Source organism: Micromonospora sp. WMMD1155, from assembly GCF_029581275.1.
Classification (GTDB): domain Bacteria; phylum Actinomycetota; class Actinomycetes; order Mycobacteriales; family Micromonosporaceae; genus Micromonospora.
Map to the genome: position 1 here is coordinate 1,354,704 of NZ_CP120742.1, position 19,998 is coordinate 1,374,701.

Sequence of the window (19,998 nt, forward strand, 5' to 3'; positions counted from 1 at the left end):
CGACGTCGTTCTGCGGCGATCAGGGCAGTCGGGAGAACCAGCGCATCGAGCCGGCGGCGGCCCCCATCGCGAAGACCAGTCCGAGGCCGATGAACCGGGCCGAGACGTCCTGCCGTTCCGTTCGGTAGCCCACCGAGCTGCCGATGTCGTCGTAGACGGCGCGCAGTTCGTCGGAGGTGCTGGCCTCGTGGAACATGCCGCCGGTCTCCTCGGCGACCGCCTTGAGGGTCTGCCCGTCGACGGGTACCTGGATGGGTCGTCCGCCACGGTCCACGAACCCGGACGGTGTCCCGAACGAGATGGCGTGCACCGGCACCTCCGCCGTCACCGCCTCCGCCGCCGCCTCCATCGGGTCCATCCCGGAGGTGTTGGCGCCGTCGGAGAGCAGGATGATCCGGGCCGGCGGCGGCTCCTTCGCGGCCTCGCTGTCGAGGCTCTTGACCGCGCCGAGGGACGTGGAGATCGCCTCACCGATCGCGGTGCCCTGCACACCGGTGATGCCCTCGGCCAGCCGGCCGATCCCCTCGTCGAGGGCGTCCCGGTCGGTGCTCGGCGGCACCAGGACGGCCGCGCTGCCCGCGAACGCGACCAGACCCACGTTGAACTCGTCGGGCAGGCCGTCGACGAAACGCCGGGCCGCCTGTTTGGCGGCGGCCAACCGGTCCGGGTCGACGTCGGTGGCGAGCATCGACGTGGAGACGTCCACCGCCACCATCACCGTGGCGCGTTCCCGAGGCACCCGGACCTCGGCGCTGGGTCGGGCGAACCCGACCACGAGCAGCGCCAGCATGGCCAGGAAGAGACCGGCCGGCACGTGTCGACGCCAGGCGGGCCGCTCCGGCGCCACCCGGTCCAGCAACCGCAGGTTCGTGAAGCGGACGGCGTACCGGCTGCGTCGGCGCTGCACCACCAGGTAGGCGACGACCAGGGCGAGCACGCCGAGCAGCAGCCAGAGCCGCAGCGGCGACTCCCAGATCACGCGGCACCTCCCCGTCGCCCGCCGGCCGGCGCGGCGGCGAGCCGACGCTGGGCGTGCACGTGCCGGACGATGTCCGCGCTCCAGTCCCCGTCGGTGCGCAGCGGCAGGTGCGTTGCTCCGCTGCGGCGCAACGCCTGCTGGACCTGCACGCGCTGGGCGGCGGCGGCCTCGGCGTACCGCTCGCGCAGCCGTCGGTCCGATGTGCACACCTCGCGGCAGCGGCCGGTCTCCGGGTCGACGAGCGTGATCAGGCCGACGTCCGGCAGGTCCAGTTCACGCGGGTCGGTCACCTCGATCGCCAGCACCTGGTGCCGGGCGGCCATCCGACGAAGGGTCCGTTCCCAGGGCGCCTGCTGGTCGGGGTCGTCGGGCAGCCCGTCGAGGAAGTCGGAGACCACCACGACGAGGCCGCGTCGGTTGGCGATCCGGTGCACCGCGTCGAGGCCGTCGGCCAGGTTCGGCGGGGCGACAGTGGACGCACGCCCCGGGCCGTCGGGAGGCGCGGTGGCCCGCGGGGCGGCGAGCAGCGCGCGGAGCAGCGCGAGCAGATGGGTACGTCCGGCGCGGGCCGGGAAGCGGCGTACCCCGTCGGCGCGCAGCACCTGGGCTCCGAGGCGGTTGCCGACGCCCGCGGTCAGGAAACCGACCGCCGCGACGGCCGCCACGGACAGTTCCCGTTTGTCCAGGTCGGCGGTGCCGAACTCCATACTGGCGCTGCCGTCGACGAGCAGCCAGGTGGTCAGTTCGCGGTCGGCGTCGACCTGCCGGACGTGTGGCACGGCGGTACGCGCGGTCACCGCCCAGTCCATCCGGCGTACCTCGTCCTCGCCCGGCCGGTACTCGCGGCTGCCGGCGGGTTCGCTGCCCGGGCCGGGCAGCAGGCCACGGTACTGACCGTGCAGCAGACCGTCGAGTCGGCGGGTGACGGTCAGTTCCAGACGGCGCAACCGCTGGTCGGGGGCCAGCTCGGCCAGGCCGGGGTCGGCCGGCACGACGGCGGGCGCGGGCGTTCGTCTCATGCCGCCGCCAGGTCCGGCGCTGGTTGTGGGTGCCCGGTGGCCAGCCGGGGCGGTGGCACGGCCTCGACCAGCCGACGCACCACGCTCTCGGCCGACACCCCGTCGGCGACCGCGTCGAAGGAGAGCACCAGCCGATGGGCGAGTACGTCGACGGCGAGTTCCCGGATGTCCTCGGGCAGCACGTACTCCCGTCCGCGCAGCAGGGCCTGCGCCCGGGCGGCCGCGACCAGGCCCAGGGTGGCCCGCGGGCTGGCCCCGTACGCCAGCAGCGGGGCGATCTCCGGTAACCCGAACCGACCCGGGTCGCGGGTGGCGAGGATCAGTCGCACCACGTACTCGGCCAACGCGTGGTGGACGAACACCCTCTCCGCCTGGGCCTGCAGGTCCCGCAGCCGTTGGGCGTCGAGCACCTGGCGCGGCTTCGGCCGGTCGGTGCTCATCCGGTAGAGGATGGTCAGCTCGTCGGCGTCGCTGGGGTAGTCGACCACCACCTTCATCAGGAACCGGTCGCGCTGCGCCTCGGGGAGTTGGTAAACCCCCTCGGACTCGATCGGGTTCTGGGTGGCCAGGACCAGGAACGGCTCCGGGACCGGCCAACTCCGCCCGCCGATCGAGACCTGCCGTTCGGCCATCGCCTCCAGTAGCGCCGACTGCACCTTCGCCGGGGCGCGGTTGATCTCGTCGGCCAGCACCAGGTTCGCCATGATCGGGCCCAGCTCGATGTCGAAGGTCTCCTTGGAGGCCCGGTAGATCCGGGTGCCGACGATGTCGGAGGGGACCAGGTCCGGGGTGAACTGGATCCGCGAGAAGGTGCCACCGACCACGGTGGCGAGGGTCTGCGCGGCCAGTGTCTTGGCCACGCCGGGTACGCCTTCGAGGAGGCAGTGCCCGTTGGCGACCAGTGCGGTCAGCAGGCGTTCAACGAGGCGATCCTGCCCGACGATCACGCGTTTGACCTCGAAGAGGGTCTGTTCCAGCTCGACGCCGGCCGGCTCGGGATCGACCGAGGTGGGCACGCTGGCCAGGGTGTCCGAGATGTCCGTCACGGTGCTTGCTTCCCGGGCAGGTGCCCGGCAAACGTCGGATTGTGCGGGCCGAGAAGGCCGTCGGCACCCCGAACCGGGATGAACTGCGCGGAAGGGTGACGACCGACGCGAGTCGACCGAGAGCACCCGCTCCCCGCGGAGCGGGATATCCGATGGGTTCCGGAGAACGGGCCACAACGGTCCGGCCCCCGCGCAGGATGCGCGGGGGCCGAACGTCGAGCCGATCAGGAAAGGTGGACGACCAGGTGGAAGCCCAGGTCGGTCGGGACTCCGGCCGAGGTGCGGGTCTGCACGAAGACCGCGTTGGGTGTGCTGAGCCGTGGCGCGACCGCGATCTCGCCGGCAGGCGGAATGCAGCAGGCGTCAGCCCGGCCGACGGTGGCCACGAAGACGCCGGCCGTGACGTTGTGACCGAACTGCACCTCGTACTGACCGACGCCGTACTTGATCACGGTGCCGGTGCCGCGAGCCTTGGTGCCGTTGGAGTTGACGACGACGATGGTGGTGGAGGCCACGAGCGTCGAGTTGGCCTTCAGCGCGGCCTTCGCCATGCGGGCCGACTCGGCGGTGACCGGCGGCTGCGCGTTGGTGCCGCGCGCCGCCGGCTGGACGGCCTCCTGCGGCGCCTTCGCCGACGGCTGGGCGACAGCGATGCCCCCACCGGCCAGGCTGAGCGCCAGGACAGCGAATGTGACCGCTGCCGCCTTGCGTCGGAAGAATGAACTCATTACAGGTCCCCCTTGTGTGACCGGGTGAATTCGGCCGACCCGCGGGGCGGGACGGATGACTGCCCACTAATAGGCGAGGCGACGGCGACGAGCGGAAGGAAGACCTTTTCGCTTTCCTCCGGAGAGGTTGATTCCTCAACGCTCCACACCCCCTCTGAGCTGGTATTACTACTCAGAGTTGCGTCGTTTGAGCCAAATGGAACGTAGCACCGGAAAAAGCTGGGAGTCAATAGTTGATCTCGCTTTTCGAGCTGTCAATCAGCCGTCAGGCAATTGTGAAAGATGAGCGCCTCACCATTCATGAAATTGCGTCGAGCGCGTCGGCGCTAGGATCACCGCCATGATCGTCGACGCGTCGCCCCCGCCCGCGCCCACGTCGGGCCGACGTCGCAACGCTCGGCTCGGCACGACCCTCTGCTGGCTGACGGTCACCCCGACCGCCCTCTGGGCCGCCGTCCGGCTGATCGGCCTGGACCGGGGGCCGCTGGTCCAGGCGCTCGCCTTCACGCCGTACGTCGCGGGCTTCAGCGTGCTCACCCTGGGCCTCGCGCTCGCCCTGCGGCGCTGGTGGCCGGCGGCTCTCGCGGCCGTGGTGGCGGTGGCACTGCTCGGCGTCGTCGCACCCCGGGCGCTCGCCGCGCCGCAGCCGACCGCGGACGGGCCGACCGTGCGGCTGCTCACCGCCAACCTGCTCGCCGGCGCCGGTGACGCGCGGACACTCGTCGACCTGGTCCGACGGTACGAGGTGGACGTCCTCACCGTGCAGGAGTTCACACCGGAGGCACAGGCGTCCCTGGACCAGCTCGGTCTCGACCGGCTGCTACCGCATCGGCAGCTCAACGCGGAGATCGGCACACCCGGCTCGGGGCTCTACTCGCGGTGGCCGCTGACCGACGTCGGGCTCCGGCACAACCGCAACGGCTGGGGCTTCACCCAGGCGTACGGCACGGTGGCCGTCCCCGGCGCACCCCCGGTACGTGTCGAGTCGGCCCATCCGTCGGCGCCGTACGCGGTGGACCAGGTGGGCGCGTGGCGCGCCGACCTGAAGGCTCAACCACCGGCCACCCCGGACGGTGGCCTGCAGATCCTCGCCGGGGACTTCAACGCCACCCTCGACCACGGCCCGCTGCGGGCCCTGTTGGGCACCGGGTACGTCGACGCCGCCGACGCCACCGGGAAGGGTCTGACCGGCACCTGGGGGCCGTACGACGGGGACCTCATCCCACCGGTCACCATCGACCACGTGCTCGTCGACAGGCGCATAGCGGTCCACGGGGTGAAGGTGCTCGCCCTACCGGGAAGCGACCACCGCCCCGTCCTGGCCAACCTCACCCTCCCCCGCCCCTGACCCCCGCCCCCTGGCCGCTCTCGTCGATCACGGAGGTGTGGTGAGTGCTTTGCGGATGTAGGCCCGTTTTGTTCACCACCACAACTCCATGATCGACCGAGCGAGGGGCGGGGGTGGGGGTGGTTAGACGGGGGTGGGGGCCAGGCCGTAGGTGAGGGCGTCGACCAGGGCGTGCCAGCTGGCCTCGACCACGTTGGGGTGCACGCCCACGGTGGTCCAGTCCCGGCCGGCGCCGTTGGCCGTCTCCAGCAGTACCCGGGTCACCGCGCCGGTGCCGTGGCTGCCCTCCAGGATGCGCACCTTGTAGTCGGCCAGCTCGAAGTCGCGCAGCTGTGGGTAGTGCCGGGCCAGGCCCACCCGCAGCGCCTCGTCGAGGGCGTTGACCGGGCCGTTGCCCTCGGCGGTGGCGATCACCCGCTCACCCCGTATCCGGATCTTGACGGTCGCCTCGGAGACCACCGCGCCGTCCTCGCGGTGCTCGACCAGCACCCGGTACGACTCCAGGGTGAACGGTCGGGCCGGGCCGCCCTCCGGCAACTCGGAGCGGACCAGCAGCTCGAAGGAGGCGTCCGCGGCCTCGAAGGACCAACCACCCGCCTCCAACTCCTTGACCCGCTTGGTGACCCGGGTCAGCGCCTCCGGGCTGCCGGCCAGGTCCAGCCCGAGCTCACGACTCTTGAGCTCCACGCTGGCCCGGCCGGCCATCTCGGTCACCAGGATCCGCATGTCGTTGCCCACCACCGACGGGTCCACGTGGTTGTAGAGCAACGGGTCGACCTTGATCGCGCTCGCGTGCAGCCCCGCCTTGTGGGCGAAGGCGGCGGCCCCGACGTACGCCTGGTGGGTGTCGGGGGCGATGTTGGCGATCTCGGCGATGGCGTGCGAGACCCGCACCATCTGCGCCAGGCATCCCTCCGGTAGGACGGGCAGGCCCAGCTTGAGTTGGAGGTTGGCGACGATCGCGAAGATGTCCGCGTTTCCGGGACGTTCGCCGTAGCCGTTGGCGGTGCCCTGGACGTGGCGGACGCCCGCCTCCACGGCGGCGATCGTGTTGGCCACCGCGCAGGAGGTGTCGTTCTGGGCGTGCATGCCGAGCAGTCCGGCGTCGATGCCCAGCTTGTCGGTCAGGTCGGCGATCACGGCGGTCACCTGGGACGGCAGCATGCCGCCGTTGGTGTCGCAGAGCACCATCCGCTCCGCGCCGGCGGCGAGCGCGGTCTGCACCACCGCCGCGCCGTACGCGGGGTCGTGCCGGTAGCCGTCGAAGAAGTGTTCGCCGTCGACGAAGACCCGCCGGCCCTCGCGGACCAGGTGGCTGACGGTGTCGTGGATCATCGCGAGGTTCTCCGCGCCGGTGGTACGCAGCGCGCGTTCGACGTGCCGGGTGTCGGCCTTGGCGACCAGCGCCACCGCCGGGGTCTGCGCGTCGAGCAGGGCACGCACCTGGGGGTCGTCGGCGACCGCGACGCCTGCCTTGCGGGTGGCGCCGAACGCGACGAGCACGGCGTGCCGCAGCTGAAGTTCGGTGCGTGCCCGGCGGAAGAACTCGGTGTCCTTCGGCACCGCGCCCGGCCAGCCTCCCTCGATGAAGCCGACGCCGAACTCGTCGAGCAGCCGGGCCACCGCCAGCTTGTCGACGACCGAGTAGGTGAGCCCCTCGCGCTGGGCGCCGTCGCGCAACGTGGTGTCGTAGACCTGGAACGTCATCAGGATCCTTTCTCGGAGCAACAAAAAGACCTCCCGCGAATGCGGGAGGTCTGCGCGCTCGGCGGAGGGGGGCCGGCGCGCTAGGTCGCAATAATCAGGACGGTGCTGGTCACGATCGCCACTCTGCCACCCCGAACGGGATTTGGGAGAAACAATCCACATGGCGGGACGGTTACTGAGCGTTCGTTCAGCCATGAGCCCCGCTCGTGATCGGCTTCACACGGCAACCAGGTCGTTCACCGGCGGGAACAGGCGTGCGGAAGCATCTGGAACGGATCCGATGATGGCCACCGAGCCATCGGCAAGGAGGACCTGTGCTCACCGTCAGTAACCGCTTACCTGAGCACAGCCTCACCGCCTGGGTATCGCTGGACGTCACCAACGCGTCCACGACGATCAACCACGCGTCCCACGAGGGCATGTGGCGTGGGGTCTCCGTCGGGTCGATCGACGTCACAGTCATCGGCCCGGCGGGGATCACCGGGGCCTGACCATGGGCTTGGACGTCATCACTGCGGCCCTGCCCGCGTACGCCGAGGACATCGCGCTCAACCTGGGCTCCACCATCGGCGCCTCGACGTTGACCCCGGCGCAGACCTGGGGCACCGCGCTGGCCTGCGCGGTGGCGGCCCGCAACCCGCTGGTGGTGCGGGAGATCGCGGCCGAGGCGCTCGGGCACCTCGGGCCGGACGGTGTCGAGGCGGCCAAGGCCGCCGCTGCGATCATGGCGATGAACAACGTCTACTACCGGGCCAAGCACCTCATCGGCGACGAGCGGTACACCTCGATGCCGGCCCGGCTGCGGATGCGGGTCGTCGCCCGGCCCGGCGTGGACAAGGGCGACTTCAAGTTGTGGTGCCTCGCCGTGTCGGCCATCGCCGGCTGCGGCGTGTGCCTGGAGCTGCACGAGCAGACGCTGCGCGGCCGGGGTTTCACCACCGAGCAGGTCCACGAGGCGCTGCGGATCGCCGCCGTGGTGCACGCCGCGGCGGTCACCCTGGACGCCGAGGCCGCACTGGGCTGAACAGCGAGCCCACCGTGGCTCCGACTGAGCACCGGCGCTCCCGCCGTTTCCGGCCCCCGACGGCCGGGTAGCTCCTGCGGGGAACGCAGCCACCGACGCCGTGACGATCGGCGACAGTCAGGAGTGAACGGCATGGACAGGATCGATCCGCACGCCACCCACGCCGGGCCGGACCCGCTGCGCGGCGGCGACCAGGGCGCGGTGCCCGGCGGGGCGCCGGCCGGCACCTTCGACCCCTGGCGCTACCGGGACCACGCCGGGGTGGCCGACGCCGACCTGGTCGGCTACAAGGTCGAGGCCACCGACGGCGGAATCGGCAAGATCGACAGCGCCAGCCACGAGGTGGACGGCAGCTATCTGGTCGTGGACACCGGCCCGTGGATCTTCGGCAAGAAGGTGATGCTGCCGGCCGGCACCGTCAACCAGGTCGACCACGACCAGCGCACCGTCTCCGTCGACCGCACCCGGGACCAGATCAAGGCCGCCCCGGAGTACGACGAGACCAGCCACAGCGATCCGAGTTACCGGGATCGGCTGGGCGGCTACTACGACGAGACGTACGGGGCTCTCCCGCCCGGCACGGCACGCTGACGGTTCGCACTCGACGGCCGGTGGGACACCGACCCACCGGCCGTTACCGTGTGAGCGTGGACGCCATCGACGACAGCCAGATCTCCCTCCCGGCCACCTTCAACTTCCGTGACGTCGGTGGCTACCTCGGCCACGGCGACCGGTCCGTGCGCCGGGGCCGCCTCTACCGCTCCGACTCGTTGCACCGCCTCACCGAATCCGACCGGGACGCGTTCGCCGCGATCGGCATCCGCACCGTCATCGACCTTCGCCGCCCCACCGAGGTGGAGCGCGACGGCCGGGTGCCCGCCTACCAGGGGCTGACCTACCGGCACATCCACCCGGAGCACGACGACTGGTCGGGTACGCCGCACGAGGAGGGTGCCAGCCTCGCCCGCTACCTCGCCGACCGTTACGCCGCCCTGGCCCAGACCGGCACCGCCGGGCTGGCCGAGGCGGTCGGGCTGATCGCCGACTCCGCCAACGCCCCGGTGGTGGTGCACTGCGTCGCGGGCAAGGACCGCACCGGCATCGTCTGCGCTCTGACCCTCGCCGTGCTCGGCGTCGACGACGCGGACATCACCGCCGACTACGCGCTCAGCACCGAGGCGTCGGCCCGGTACAGCGCCTGGCTGGCCACCGTCACCCCGGGCGGGGTGGACGTGCCGGCGCCGTTCCTGGCCTCCCCCGCCGAGGCGATGCAGATCTTCCTGGACGAGCTGCGGGCCGGGCACGGGTCGATCGAGGCGTACCTGCGGCACGCCGGGGTGACCGACGAGCAACTCGCCGCCCTCCGCGACCACCTGCTGAACGAGGCGTAGGCGAAGCGGGGTCGGCCGGTCCGTCCGACGGGCCGACCCCGTGACGAGGGTCAGAGGACCCGATGCACCCAACCGTGCCCGTCGGTGGCCTTGCCGCGCTGGATGTCGACCAACTGCTGGCGCAGCGACATGGTGACCCGGCCGGGCTCGCCGCCGCCGATCAGGAACTCGCCGTCGGGGAAGCGGACCCCACCGATCGGGGTGACCACGGCGGCGGTGCCGCAGGCGAACACCTCCCGCAGGTGGCCGCTCGCCGCGTCGGCCTGCCAGTCGGCGAAGCTGACCGGCCGCTCCTCGACCTGGTGCCCGGCCGCGGCGGCCAGCGTCATGATCGCGTCGCGGGTGATGCCGGGCAGGATCGTGCCGGTCAACGGCGGGGTGACGACCGTGTTGTCGTCGTAGACGAAGAAGACGTTCATGCCGCCCAACTCGTCGACGAACCGGCGCTCCACCGCGTCCAGGAAGACGACCTGGTCACAGCCGGCCTCGATGGCCTCCGCCTGGGCCGCCAGCGATGCCGCGTAGTTGCCGCCGCACTTGGCCGCGCCGGTGCCGCCGGGAGCGGCCCGGGTGTAGTCCGGGGAGACCCAGACGGTGACCGGCTTGACCCCGCCGCTGAAGTACGACCCGGCCGGTGAGGCGATCACCAGGTAGAGGTATTCGTTGGCCGGTCGGACGCCGAGGAAGACCTCGCTGGCGAACATGAACGGCCGCAGGTAGAGGCTGCCGTCCTCGTCGGTGGGGATCCAGTCCTGGTCGATCTCGATGAGCTTGTGCAGCGAGTCGACGAACACCTCGGGCGGCAGCACCGGCATCGCCATCCGCTGCGCCGACGCGACGAAACGGGAGGCGTTGGCGTCCGGCCGGAACATCGTCACGCCACCGTCGGCCGTCCGGTACGCCTTCAACCCCTCGAAGATCTCCTGCGCGTAGTGCAGCACGGCGCTCGCCGGGTCCATCGGGATCGGCCCACGCGCCTCCACCCGGGCGTCGTACCAGCCCTTGCCCTCGGCGTACCGGATGGTGACCATGTGGTCGGTGTGCACGCGGCCGAACCCGGGGTTGGCCAGCAGGGCGGCCCGGTCGGCGGCGGATACCGGCGCGGGATTCGGACGGATCTCGAAGTCGAGCTTGTCACCACCGCTCATCGCGCTGACCTCCCTGCGGGACAACGGCATGCGGGATCGCACACCGACATGGCTGTGCCAGAAAACCTACCCCGAACGTCCGTTCAGCGGGTAGCGCCGTCCGGGCAGGACCGCGTGCCGCGCAGGCCGACGCCGGGATGGTCAGGCTACGGCGTGGGCGGCGAGCCGGTCGCCGACCTCTTCGGTCCGCAGCGACACGCCCGGGGTACGACCGGCCAGCTCGACGGCGACCGCCGCGTTGACCCGGGAGGCGGCCTCGGCGTGCCCCAACTGCTCCAGCAGCAACGCCGCGGAGAGCACGGCGGCGACGGGGTCGGCGACGCCCTGGCCGGCGATGTCCGGCGCCGAGCCGTGCACCGGCTCGAACATCGAGGGGTACGCCCCCTCGGGGTTGATGCAGCCGCTGGCGGCCAGCCCGATCCCGCCGGTGACGGCGGCGGCGATGTCGGTGAGGATGTCGCCGAAGAGGTTGTCGGTGACCACCACGTCGTAGCGCTGCGGCTGGGTGACCAGGAACATCGCGGCGGCGTCGACGTGCTGGTATTCGGTGGCGACGTCCGGGTGCTCGGCGGCGACCGCCTCGAAGGCGCGCGCCCACAGCGACCCGGCGTGGGTGAGCACGTTGGTCTTGTGCACCAGAGTGACCTTGCGCCGCTCCCGGCGGCCGGCGCGGGCGAACGCGTCGCGGATCACCCGCTCCACGCCGTGCCGGGTGTTCAGGCTCTCCTCGGTGGCGACCTCGGCGGGGGTGTCCCGGTGCAGCGAGCCACCGGCGCCGGCGTAGAGACCCTCGGTGCCCTCCCGCACCACCACCAGGTCGACCTCTCCCGGCTTCACGTTGCCGAGCGGGCCGGCGACCCCGGGCCAGAGCCGGGACGGGCGGAGGTTGACGTACTGGTCGAAGGCGAACCGGAGCTTGAGCAGCAGACCCCGCTCCAGCACACCCGGCGGAACCGTGGGGTCGCCGACCGCGCCGAGCAGGATCGCGTCGTGCCCGGCCAGCTCGGCCAGCACGGAGTCGGGCAACACCTCTCCGGTACGGTGCCAGCGGGCCGCGCCGAGGTCGTACTCGGTGGCTTCGACGCCGGGCAACACCGCGTCGAGGACCTTGCGGGCCTGCGCGACCACCTCGGGCCCGATGCCATCCCCGGCCACCACCGCGATCCGCGCCACGACCGCACTCCTCTGCTCAACGGTTCCGTTCGGGCAACGGTACGTCGCTGTCCCGCCTCCCGGTACGCGGCTTCCACTATCCGGGAACACGGATGCACAGCACCCTCTCAGCTGGGACTCATGAGGCGGTCATCTCCGCTGCCTACGGTGGTACCAAGCGGGTCACCGGGGGCCTGCTGACCATCGGGGTCGCGACGCCGCGACGCCACGTGCGAGGGAGCAGATGCCATGCGCATCGACGAGCAGCCGAGGACCCGCTGGCCGGACCTGTCCGCGTTCCGCAACCGTCGGCCGGACCTCCGACTCGGCAGCCGACGGCAGCGGATCGACCCGACCGCCGCCATCGACGGCCGGATCGCCGTGCAGCACACCGTCCGCACCGCGACCGCCGAGTACACCCTCCTCCTCAACGCACCCGCGTGGCTCGGTCGCCGGGGCGTCGGCGAGGCACTGCGGGACAGCGTGGCGGAGCTTCGCGCCATCGACCTCACCTACGGCCCCAACCGGCCGGAGAGCCTGGTGTCCCGCCTGCGCCGAGACGAGATCAGCCCCGACTCGTACCCGCCCCTCGCCGACCTGGTGGACCGCTGCACGGCCATGCGCGCCGCCACCGACGGGTGGTTCGACGCCTGGGCGGTGCCCGGCGGCTTCGACCCGGGCGGCCTGCTCGGCGGCTGGGCTGTCGAGCGCGCCGCCGAGAGGCTGCGCGCCGCGGGCGTCCACGACTACGCCGTACTCAGCGGCGCGGACCTCGTCGTCCGGGGGCACGCGCCGCACGGTGGGCCCTGGCGGGTCGCGGTGCACCACCCGACGGCCCCCGAGCGCGCGCCGCTGGTGCTGGAGATGACCGCCGGTGCGATCGGCACCTCCGGGGTGAGCGGGCGGCAGGGACACGTGGTGGACCCACACACCGGCGAGCCCGCCGACCAGTTGGTCTCCGCCACCGTCGTGGGCCCCGACCTGACGATCGCCGACGCCTACGCCACCGCGCTCTACGCGGCCGGGCCCACCGGCCTGTCGTGGTTCCGTGGCGACTCCGACTATCGCGCGCTCTTCGCACACCGACGCTGAACAGCAGGTCGTCGCAGCGAGCCCGTCTCCCCGCGGTGCTCCGGCCCGATTCGCACCTCGGCCGCCCACAACCGGTGAACCCCGTCAGCGGTGATGGTCGGCCGGTCGGGCCTTGCGATCGGCCCCCACGGTCTCGGCAACGACCGTGGGGGCCGGTCAGCGACGAGTGCGCGTGGCTCGCACAATCGAGGGGTGCGGACCGGTCGGGCCGGACGTCGACCGCGCCACCCGAAGACGGGCCGGTGCCTCGACTCGGCCAGTGACCGCAGTACGTACGCTAGCGAATCGACGCAACTCGACGCAAGAGTCTCCACAGCGGACCGTCGTGACCGGAGTCCGCGGAATTCGACGGTTGGGCCGGCGGCGAGGCAGTTTCGACATGGTGAACGGCGGATGGCACGCTGTCCGCCGTGAGTTTCGATCTGAGCGTGTGGGCCCTGGAGGACGGGGCGACGCCCGAGGACGTACGGACAGCGGTCGACGGTTGCCGACAGGGCCGGCACATCGACCGATACCCGGACCCGAGGGTGGTCAGCTTCTACCGGGCCATCACCGCCTCCTATCCGGACCGTCACCCCGGCCCGAACAGCCCGTGGGCCGTGGCGCCACTGCACGCCGCCCACGACCACGTCGAGCTGAACCTGCACCCGACCTGTGCGGACCAGGTGCTGCTCGACATCGAGCGGCTGGCCGGTGAGCACGGTCTCATGCTGTTCGACCCGCAGGACGGGTCGGTCTACCCGCCGCCGGCCCGGATGCACGGCTGACCCGGGTCACCTCCCCCGGGTACGACAAGGGGCCCAGCGGATCGCCGGGCCCCCATGGTGCTGTGCCGTCGGTCACTCGTCGCGCAGGTCGGCGGCGCTGGCCGCCGTGGCGCCGATCGAGTCGGCCGCCGAGGTGAGCAGGTCGGCGCCGAGCGCCTGGTCGACGGTGAGCGTCATCAGCGTCTCGCCGCCCGCCTCACGACGAGCCACCTGCATGGCCGCGATGTTGATGCCGGACTCGCCGAGCAGCGTGCCCACGGTGCCGACGACGCCGGGCCGGTCCGCGTAGCGCAGGAAGAGCAGGATGCCCTCCGCGCCGATCTCCACGTCGAAGCCGTCCACCTCGGTCAGCTTGAGGACGTCCCGGGCCCCGGAGTGGGTGACCGTGCCGGAGACGCTCACCGTACGACCATCGGGCAGCGCCCCACGCACCGTGACCAGTGTGGACTGGTCGGCCGTCTCGGCCAGGGCGGCCAGGGTGACCTCGACACCGCGCTCCGCCGCCAGGTGCGGGGCGTTGACGTAGGTGACCTGCTCCTCGACGACCGAGCTGAACAGGCCCTTCGTGGCGGCGAGCTTGAGAACCGACACGTCGTGGCCGACGATCTCGCCGCGCACCTCGACGGTGACACTGGCGGCGACCCCACCGGCGACCGCGGTGAACGCCCGACCCAGCTTCTCGGCCAGCGGCAGCAGCGGCCGCACGTCCTCGGCGACCACGCCGCCGGCCTGCACGTTCACCGCGTCCGGGACGAACTCGCCCTGCAACGCCAGCTTGACGCTCTTGGCCACGGCGAGGCCCGCCTTGTCCTGCGCCTCGTGGGTGGAGGCGCCCAGGTGCGGGGTCGCCACCACGTTGTCGAAGGCGAACAGCGGCGAGGAGGTGCACGGCTCCTTGCTGTAGACGTCCACGCCGGCACCGGCGACCCGGCCCTCGGCGATCGCGTCGGCGAGCGCCTGCTCGTCGATCAGCCCACCACGGGCGGCGTTGACGATGCGGACGCCGGGCTTGACGATCGCCAGCTCCTTCTCACCGATCAGGCCCACCGTCTCCGGGGTCTTCGGCAGGTGGATGGAGATGAAGTCGCTCTCCCGCAGCAGCTCCTCCAGCCCGACCAGGCGCACGCCGAGCTGCGCCGCACGGGCCGGCTGGATGTACGGGTCGTACGCGATCAGCCGGGTGCCGAAGGCGGCGATGCGCTGTGCGAAGAGCACCCCGATCCGACCGAGCCCGACCACGCCGACGGTCTTGCCCTGCACCTCGACGCCCGTGTACTTCGACCGCTTCCACTCTCCCGCCTTGAGCGCGGAGCTGGCGCTCGCGGTGTTGCGGGCGACGGCGAGCAGCAGTGCGACGGCCTGCTCGGCGGCGGAGACGATGTTGGAGGTGGGGGCGTTGACGACCATGACGCCCCGGGCGGTGGCGGCCGGCACCTCGACGTTGTCCAGCCCGACGCCGGCCCGGGCGACCACCTTGAGTCGCGGCGCGGCGGCCACCGCCTCGGCGTCGATCTGGGTCGCGCTTCGCACGATGACGGCGTCGGCCTCGGAGAGCGCCGAGAGCAGGGCCGGACGGTCGGTGCCGTCGACATGACGGACGTCGAAGTCGTGGGCGAGCACCTCGATGGCGGCGGGGGCGAGTTCTTCGGCGATCAGTACGACAGGATTCATCGGTCCTCGTAGAGGTCGTGTATGCGATCGGCCCGGGCTGCGAGACGCCGCACTGCGCCCTGCGCTGATCCGTGCCGGTGGCCGTCAGGTGCCGGCTGCTGCACCTACAGGCGATCGTAGGGGCCCCGCTGCCCGGCATGTTCCGGTCCGTGGGGTGAGGGCCCTCACACGCCCGGTCGAGCGACGGACATCAGCGGTTCACCTGACCGAAACGGTTGCGTCGGCCCACTACAAACGGAGCCAGGAACCGACTGAAGGAGGCGTCCGTGCTGCTCGCCGCGCGTGTCGTCCTGCTGCGGCAGCTCAGCCGCGTCGATCCCGCACGGTTCGGTCCGAGGTTGGCTGAGGCGTTGGTCACCCGGTCCCAGCAGGTGAGGATCCGGCGCGACTTCGTACGCCGGCGGACGGCCGCCGCCGACGAGGCGGTCGCGCTCTACCGGCGGCTGGTCCGCGACCGACCGGGCCGGTACGAGGTGGGGCTCGCCCGGGCGCTCGTGGCGCAGGGTTCGGTCCCCGACGACCGCACCGTGGGTTCCGCGCTCGCGCAGGGCCGGGAGGCGATCGGGTACGTCGAGAACGCGACCGACCGGCACGGGCTGGTCGTCCTGGCCGGAGCGCAGCTGATGATGGCGACCCACCTCCAGGCCGAGGCTCCCGAAGACGCCCAGACGCTCGCCGAGCAGGCTCACCGGACGCTCTCACAGTGCACGCCGTTGACCACCCGGGAGCGGGTAAACCTGGCCCGGTCCCGCACCGTGGTCGGCTACTGCCGGGCGACGCTGGGCGAACCGGCCGAGGCCCTTGCCGCCCGGGAGGAAGCGGTCGAACTGTTTCAGGGGCTGCCCTTCTGGACGCGGATGCGGTACATGCCCGCCCGACTTGAAGCGGTGACCGGGCTGGCCCACTCCGTCGCCACGTACCGCCGGTGGACCGAGGCGCTGACGCTGGCCGCGGACCCTCGCGAGGAGCTCGTCTTCTGGTCCCGGTGGGAACCGATGCGGGCCCTTCCCACGCTCGGCGCCCTGTTGTTGGTGATCGCCAGGTGCCACGCCGAGCTCGACGAGCCGGAGGCGGCAGTGACGACCGCCGCCAAGGCGATCGAGCACTACCGCTGGCTCGTCGAGCACGACCCCGTTCGCCACCGCGGTCGGCTGGCCGTCGCGCTGCGCGCGCAGGCCGTTGTTCTCCAGGCCGTCGGCCGGCACGAGGAGGCCGCCCGGGCAGCCGGTGAGGCCGAGACGATCGAGAGCCGCTGAAACAGGGCCGGCGGCCGGCGACCCGCGCTGGGGAGAGCGCACGATCGCCGGCCGCCGGTGGCCGTTGCGGGTCGAGCCCGTCAGGCGGTCTCGGTGATCGGGCGGTCGACCCAGCTCATCATGCCGCGCAGCTTCTTGCCGGTCTCCTCGATCGGGTGCGCCGCACCCTCGGCCTGCCACTTCTTGAAGTTGGGCCGACCGGCCTCGTCCTCGGCGACCCACTCGCGGGCGAACTCGCCGGACTGGATCTCGCCGAGGATCTTGCGCATCTCGTCCTTGACCCGGGAGTCGATGATGCGCGAGCCACGGGAGAGGTCGCCGTACTCGGCGGTGTCGGAGATGCTGTAGCGCATCTTCGCGATGCCGCCCTCGTACATGAGGTCGACGATCAGCTTCAGCTCGTGCAGGCACTCGAAGTACGCGACCTCCGGGGCGTAGCCCGCCTCGGTGAGCACCTCGAAACCGGTCTGCACCAGCGCCGAGGCACCGCCGCAGAGCACCGCCTGCTCGCCGAAGAGGTCGGTCTCGGTCTCCTCGGTGAAGGTGGTCTTGATCGCGCCGGCCCGGGTGCCGCCGATGCCCTTGGCGTACGCGAGGGCGAGCGCGAACGCGTTGCCGCTGGCGTCCTGCTCGACGGCGACGAGGCAGGGCACGCCCTTGCCGTCGGCGTACTGGCGGCGGACCAGGTGACCGGGGCCCTTCGGGGCGACCATCGCCACGTCCACCTCGGCCGGCGGCTTGATCAGGCCGTACCGGATGTTGAAGCCGTGGCCGAAGAAGAGCGCCTTGCCCGCGGTGAGGTTCGGCTCGATCGACTCGGTGTAGAGCCTGCGCTGGGCGGTGTCCGGCGCGAGCACCATGATCACGTCGGCCTCGGCGGCGGCCTGCGCCGGCGTGAGCACCCGCAGGCCCTGCTCCTCGGCCTTGGGCCGGCTCTTCGAGCCCTCCGGCAGACCGATCACCACGTCGACGCCCGAATCACGCAGCGACAGCGCGTGGGCGTGACCCTGGCTGCCGTAGCCGATCACCGCGACCTTCCGGGCCTGGATCAGGCCGAGGTCGGCGTTGTCGTCGTAGTACACCTCAACGCTCATGAGAAACTTCCCTTTCGTACGACGGCCGGGGCGGCCCGTCGTGGTCTGTGTGGTTGGGGTCCGGGAGGCCCGCCGGGGCCGACCGGTGGCGGTCAGGCGGCCCGTAGCGCGGGACCGGCGGTGATCGAGCGCGAGCCGCGCCCGATCGCCACCAGCCCGGACTGGACCATCTCCTTGATGCCGAAGGCCTCGAGGTCGCGCAGCAGCGCGTCGAGCTTGTCCGGAGTACCGGTGGCCTCGATGGTCAGCGTGTCCGGTGCGACGTCGACCACCCGGGCGCGGAACAGGTTGACCGTCTCCAGCACCTGGGATCTCGCGGCCCGGTCGGCGCGCACCTTCACCAGCAGCAACTCCCGGGCGACCGACACCTGAGGATCCAGCTCCACGATCTTCAGCACGTTGACCAGCTTGTTGAGCTGCTTGGTGACCTGCTCCAACGGGGACGACTCGGCGTTGACCACGATGGTGATCCGGGAGACGTCCGGGTTCTCGGTCTCGCCGACGGCGAGGCTGTCGATGTTGAACCCGCGGCGGGAGAACAGGCCGGAGACGCGGGCGAGCACGCCGGGCTTGTTCTCCACCAGCACGGACAGGGTGTGCATGGTCACTGCGTCTCCTTCTTCATGCCCTCACGGCCCTCGCTGCGCTCGGTGCGTTCGTTCATGACTAGATGTCGTCCTCGTCGAAGACCGGGCGGACGCCGCGGGCGAACATGATCTCGTCGTTGCTGGTGCCGGCGGCGACCATCGGCCAGACCATCGCGTCCTTGCCGACCACGAAGTCGATCACCACCGGGGCGTCGTTGATCTCCATCGCGGCGGCGATGGTCTTGTCGACGTCGGCCGCGTTCTCGCACCGCAGGCCGACGCAGCCCAACGCCTCGGCGAGCTTCACGAAGTCGGGGATGCGGTGCTTGTGGGTGCCCAGCTCGGTGTTGGAGTAGCGCTCGTTGTAGAACAGCGTCTGCCACTGCCGGACCATGCCGAGATTGCCGTTGTTGATCACGGCGATCTTGACCGGGATGCCCTCCAGCGCGCAGGTGGCCAACTCCTGGTTGGTCATCTGGAAGCAGCCGTCACCGTCGACCGCCCAGACCACCGTGTCCGGCTTGCCGACCTTCGCGCCCATCGCCGCCGGGACCGCGTAGCCCATCGTGCCGAGGCCGCCGGAGTTCAACCAGGTGTGCGGCTTCTCGTAGGAGATGAACTGGGAGGCCCACATCTGGTGCTGGCCCACCCCGGCCACGAAGATCGTGTCGGGGCCGGCGATCTCGCCCAGGCGCTTGATCACGTACTGCGGGGAGAGCGTGCCGTCGGACGGCTCGTCGTAGCCCAGCGGGTAACGGTCGCGCAGGTCGTCCAGTTGCGTCCACCAGTCGCCCAGATCGGTGGTGCGCCCCGCCGACCGCTCGACCGTGACGGCGGCGATCAGCTCGTCGATGACGTGCTTGGCGTCGCCGACGATCGGCACGTCCACGTGCCGGTTCTTGCCGATCTCCGCCGGGTCGATGTCCGCGTGCACCACGGTCGCGTCCGGGGCGAACGAGTCCAGCTTGCCGGTGACCCGGTCGTCGAACCGCGCGCCCAGCGCGACGATCAGATCCGACTTCTGCAGGCCGTAGACCGCCGCGACAGTGCCGTGCATGCCGGGCATCCCCAGGTGCTGCCGGTGCGAGTCGGGGAAGGCACCGAGCGCCATCAACGTCGTGACGACCGGGATGCCGGTCAGCTCGGCCAGCCGGCGCAGCCCGTCGGTGGCACCGGCCTTGAGCACGCCGCCGCCGACGTAGAGCACCGGCCGGCGGGCCCCGGCCATCAGCCGCGCCGCCTCCCGGATCTGCTTGCCGTGCGGGTGCAGGGTGGGCCGGTAACCGGGCAGGTCCAGCGTGGGCGGCCAGGAGAAGGTGGTCGGCGCCTGGAGGACGTCCTTGGGGATGTCCACCAGCACCGGACCGGGCCGCCCGCTGCTGGCCAGGTGGAACGCCTCGGCCAGCACCCGCGGGATCTCCTCGGCGTTCTGGACGAGGAAGTTGTGCTTGGTGATCGGCAGGGTGATGCCCTGGATGTCCGCCTCCTGGAAGGCGTCGGTGCCGATCGACGGACGGGCCACCTGCCCGGTGATCGCGACCATCGCGACCGAGTCCATGTACGCGTCGGCGATCGGGGTGACCAGGTTCGTCGCGCCCGGACCGGAGGTCGCGATGCAGACACCGACCTTGCCGGTGGCCTGCGCGTACCCCGTCGCCGCGTGCCCGGCGCCCTGCTCGTGGCGCACCAGGATGTGCCGGACGGTGGAGTCGTAGAGCGGGTCGTACGCCGGCAGGATCGCGCCGCCCGGGATGCCGAAGACGACGTCGACGCCGAGCGCTTCGAGGGACCGCACGAGCGAGCCGGCCCCGGAGACCTGGGCGGGAGCGGGGGGCCGTACCGCCGGAACGGCCGGGGTGACCGCGCTGCGTGCGGAGGCCGGGTCGACGTCGACGGTCGGCTCGGCGGCCGCGCGGGCCCGGCGGGCGGTGTGGGCGAGGGTCTCGGGCGTGGGTCTCGTCATGACGGTTCTGGCCTTCGGCTGGAGTG

The 19,998-nt window shown here is 71.6% G+C and carries 19 protein-coding genes; 8 read left to right on the forward strand and 11 right to left on the reverse strand.

All coding sequences use genetic code 11. From position 1 onward, the window contains the following. Positions 1-19 precede the first annotated feature (19 nt). The 4 genes from O7617_RS05940 to O7617_RS05955 all read right to left on the reverse strand — a co-directional run bounded on the left by O7617_RS05940 (position 20) and on the right by O7617_RS05955 (position 3,772). The gene (locus O7617_RS05940) at positions 20-979 is read right to left on the reverse strand and encodes a VWA domain-containing protein (RefSeq protein ID WP_282262050.1); all 960 of its coding nucleotides are present in this window, start codon (positions 977-979) and stop codon (positions 20-22) included. Beyond that, positions 976-1,971 (reverse strand): DUF58 domain-containing protein, encoded by a 996-nt coding sequence (locus O7617_RS05945; protein ID WP_282264649.1) that lies wholly within the window; start codon positions 1,969-1,971, stop codon positions 976-978. The genes O7617_RS05940 and O7617_RS05945 overlap by 4 nt, the downstream gene beginning before the upstream one ends. A gap of 23 nt (positions 1,972-1,994) precedes the next feature. Then, positions 1,995-3,044: a MoxR family ATPase gene (locus tag O7617_RS05950; protein WP_282262052.1), complete on the reverse strand. Its 1,050-nt coding sequence runs from the start codon at positions 3,042-3,044 to the stop codon at positions 1,995-1,997. Positions 3,045-3,268: 224 nt separating this feature from the next. Beyond that, positions 3,269-3,772: a hypothetical protein gene (locus tag O7617_RS05955; RefSeq protein WP_282262053.1), complete on the reverse strand. Its 504-nt coding sequence runs from the start codon at positions 3,770-3,772 to the stop codon at positions 3,269-3,271. A 340-nt stretch (positions 3,773-4,112) separates the two neighbouring features. On the opposite strand from O7617_RS05955, the gene O7617_RS05960 reads away from it, so the two are divergent. Beyond that, positions 4,113-5,120 (forward strand): endonuclease/exonuclease/phosphatase family protein, encoded by a 1,008-nt coding sequence (locus tag O7617_RS05960; protein WP_282262054.1) that lies wholly within the window; start codon positions 4,113-4,115, stop codon positions 5,118-5,120. 123 nt (positions 5,121-5,243) lie between these two features. On the opposite strand, the gene cimA is transcribed toward O7617_RS05960, so the two are convergent. Continuing rightward, entirely contained in the window at positions 5,244-6,827 is a 1,584-nt protein-coding gene (gene cimA / locus O7617_RS05965) for a citramalate synthase (RefSeq protein WP_282262056.1), read from the reverse strand. Positions 6,828-7,141: 314 nt separating this feature from the next. Between cimA and O7617_RS05970 the strand changes: the two genes are divergently transcribed. From O7617_RS05970 to O7617_RS05985, 4 genes are all read left to right on the forward strand, one after another. Then, a complete protein-coding gene (locus O7617_RS05970; protein WP_282262057.1) occupies positions 7,142-7,318 on the forward strand; it encodes a hypothetical protein in 177 nt (58 codons plus the stop codon). A 2-nt stretch (positions 7,319-7,320) separates the two neighbouring features. After that, on the forward strand, positions 7,321-7,851 hold the full coding sequence (locus tag O7617_RS05975; protein ID WP_282262058.1) for a carboxymuconolactone decarboxylase family protein: 531 nt from the start codon (positions 7,321-7,323) through the stop codon (positions 7,849-7,851). Between the two features lie 132 nt (positions 7,852-7,983). After that, positions 7,984-8,442 (forward strand): PRC-barrel domain containing protein, encoded by a 459-nt coding sequence (locus tag O7617_RS05980; protein ID WP_282262059.1) that lies wholly within the window; start codon positions 7,984-7,986, stop codon positions 8,440-8,442. A 56-nt stretch (positions 8,443-8,498) separates the two neighbouring features. Then, positions 8,499-9,242 (forward strand): tyrosine-protein phosphatase, encoded by a 744-nt coding sequence (locus tag O7617_RS05985; protein WP_282262060.1) that lies wholly within the window; start codon positions 8,499-8,501, stop codon positions 9,240-9,242. A gap of 50 nt (positions 9,243-9,292) precedes the next feature. Here O7617_RS05985 and O7617_RS05990 read toward each other — a convergent pair whose 3' ends face one another. Then, complete coding sequence (locus O7617_RS05990; RefSeq protein WP_282262062.1) at positions 9,293-10,390, reverse strand: branched-chain amino acid aminotransferase; 1,098 nt, start codon at positions 10,388-10,390, stop codon at positions 9,293-9,295. A 141-nt stretch (positions 10,391-10,531) separates the two neighbouring features. Next, on the reverse strand, positions 10,532-11,563 hold the full coding sequence (locus tag O7617_RS05995; protein WP_282262063.1) for a 3-isopropylmalate dehydrogenase: 1,032 nt from the start codon (positions 11,561-11,563) through the stop codon (positions 10,532-10,534). A gap of 228 nt (positions 11,564-11,791) precedes the next feature. Between O7617_RS05995 and O7617_RS06000 the strand changes: the two genes are divergently transcribed. After that, complete coding sequence (locus O7617_RS06000) at positions 11,792-12,634, forward strand: FAD:protein FMN transferase (protein WP_282262064.1); 843 nt, start codon at positions 11,792-11,794, stop codon at positions 12,632-12,634. A 410-nt stretch (positions 12,635-13,044) separates the two neighbouring features. Next, the gene (locus O7617_RS06005) at positions 13,045-13,401 is read left to right on the forward strand and encodes a hypothetical protein (protein ID WP_282262065.1); all 357 of its coding nucleotides are present in this window, start codon (positions 13,045-13,047) and stop codon (positions 13,399-13,401) included. Positions 13,402-13,473: 72 nt separating this feature from the next. Here O7617_RS06005 and serA read toward each other — a convergent pair whose 3' ends face one another. Continuing rightward, entirely contained in the window at positions 13,474-15,072 is a 1,599-nt protein-coding gene (gene serA, locus O7617_RS06010) for a phosphoglycerate dehydrogenase (protein ID WP_282262066.1), read from the reverse strand. A gap of 266 nt (positions 15,073-15,338) precedes the next feature. Here serA and O7617_RS06015 point away from each other — a divergent pair, with 266 nt between their 5' ends. Beyond that, positions 15,339-16,328: a hypothetical protein gene (locus tag O7617_RS06015; RefSeq protein WP_282262067.1), complete on the forward strand. Its 990-nt coding sequence runs from the start codon at positions 15,339-15,341 to the stop codon at positions 16,326-16,328. An 80-nt stretch (positions 16,329-16,408) separates the two neighbouring features. Here the strand turns inward: O7617_RS06015 and ilvC are convergent, their stop codons facing one another. The 3 genes from ilvC to O7617_RS06030 all read right to left on the reverse strand — a co-directional run bounded on the left by ilvC (position 16,409) and on the right by O7617_RS06030 (position 19,972). Next, positions 16,409-17,422: a ketol-acid reductoisomerase gene (gene ilvC / locus O7617_RS06020; RefSeq protein WP_282262068.1), complete on the reverse strand. Its 1,014-nt coding sequence runs from the start codon at positions 17,420-17,422 to the stop codon at positions 16,409-16,411. Positions 17,423-17,514: 92 nt separating this feature from the next. Further along, a complete protein-coding gene (gene ilvN / locus O7617_RS06025) occupies positions 17,515-18,030 on the reverse strand; it encodes an acetolactate synthase small subunit (RefSeq protein WP_088991111.1) in 516 nt (171 codons plus the stop codon). 58 nt (positions 18,031-18,088) lie between these two features. Beyond that, positions 18,089-19,972, reverse strand: a complete 1,884-nt coding sequence (locus O7617_RS06030; protein ID WP_282262069.1) for an acetolactate synthase large subunit — start codon at positions 19,970-19,972, stop codon at positions 18,089-18,091. Positions 19,973-19,998: the final 26 nt, after the last annotated feature.

What these genes read in the sequence shown, in the direction of transcription:
- O7617_RS05980 (WP_282262059.1), top strand. Translation starts at nt 7,984, where the DNA reads ATGGACAGGATCGATCCGCACGCCACCCACGCCGGGCCGGACCCGCTG.
- O7617_RS05975 (WP_282262058.1), top strand. Translation starts at nt 7,321, where the DNA reads ATGGGCTTGGACGTCATCACTGCGGCCCTGCCCGCGTACGCCGAGGAC.
- O7617_RS06030 (WP_282262069.1), bottom strand. Translation starts at nt 19,972, where the DNA reads ATGACGAGACCCACGCCCGAGACCCTCGCCCACACCGCCCGCCGGGCC.
- O7617_RS05990 (WP_282262062.1), bottom strand. Translation starts at nt 10,390, where the DNA reads ATGAGCGGTGGTGACAAGCTCGACTTCGAGATCCGTCCGAATCCCGCG.
- serA (WP_282262066.1), bottom strand. Translation starts at nt 15,072, where the DNA reads ATGAATCCTGTCGTACTGATCGCCGAAGAACTCGCCCCCGCCGCCATC.
- O7617_RS06000 (WP_282262064.1), top strand. Translation starts at nt 11,792, where the DNA reads ATGCGCATCGACGAGCAGCCGAGGACCCGCTGGCCGGACCTGTCCGCG.
- cimA (WP_282262056.1), bottom strand. Translation starts at nt 6,827, where the DNA reads ATGACGTTCCAGGTCTACGACACCACGTTGCGCGACGGCGCCCAGCGC.
- ilvC (WP_282262068.1), bottom strand. Translation starts at nt 17,422, where the DNA reads ATGAGCGTTGAGGTGTACTACGACGACAACGCCGACCTCGGCCTGATC.
- O7617_RS05960 (WP_282262054.1), top strand. Translation starts at nt 4,113, where the DNA reads ATGATCGTCGACGCGTCGCCCCCGCCCGCGCCCACGTCGGGCCGACGT.
- O7617_RS05955 (WP_282262053.1), bottom strand. Translation starts at nt 3,772, where the DNA reads ATGAGTTCATTCTTCCGACGCAAGGCGGCAGCGGTCACATTCGCTGTC.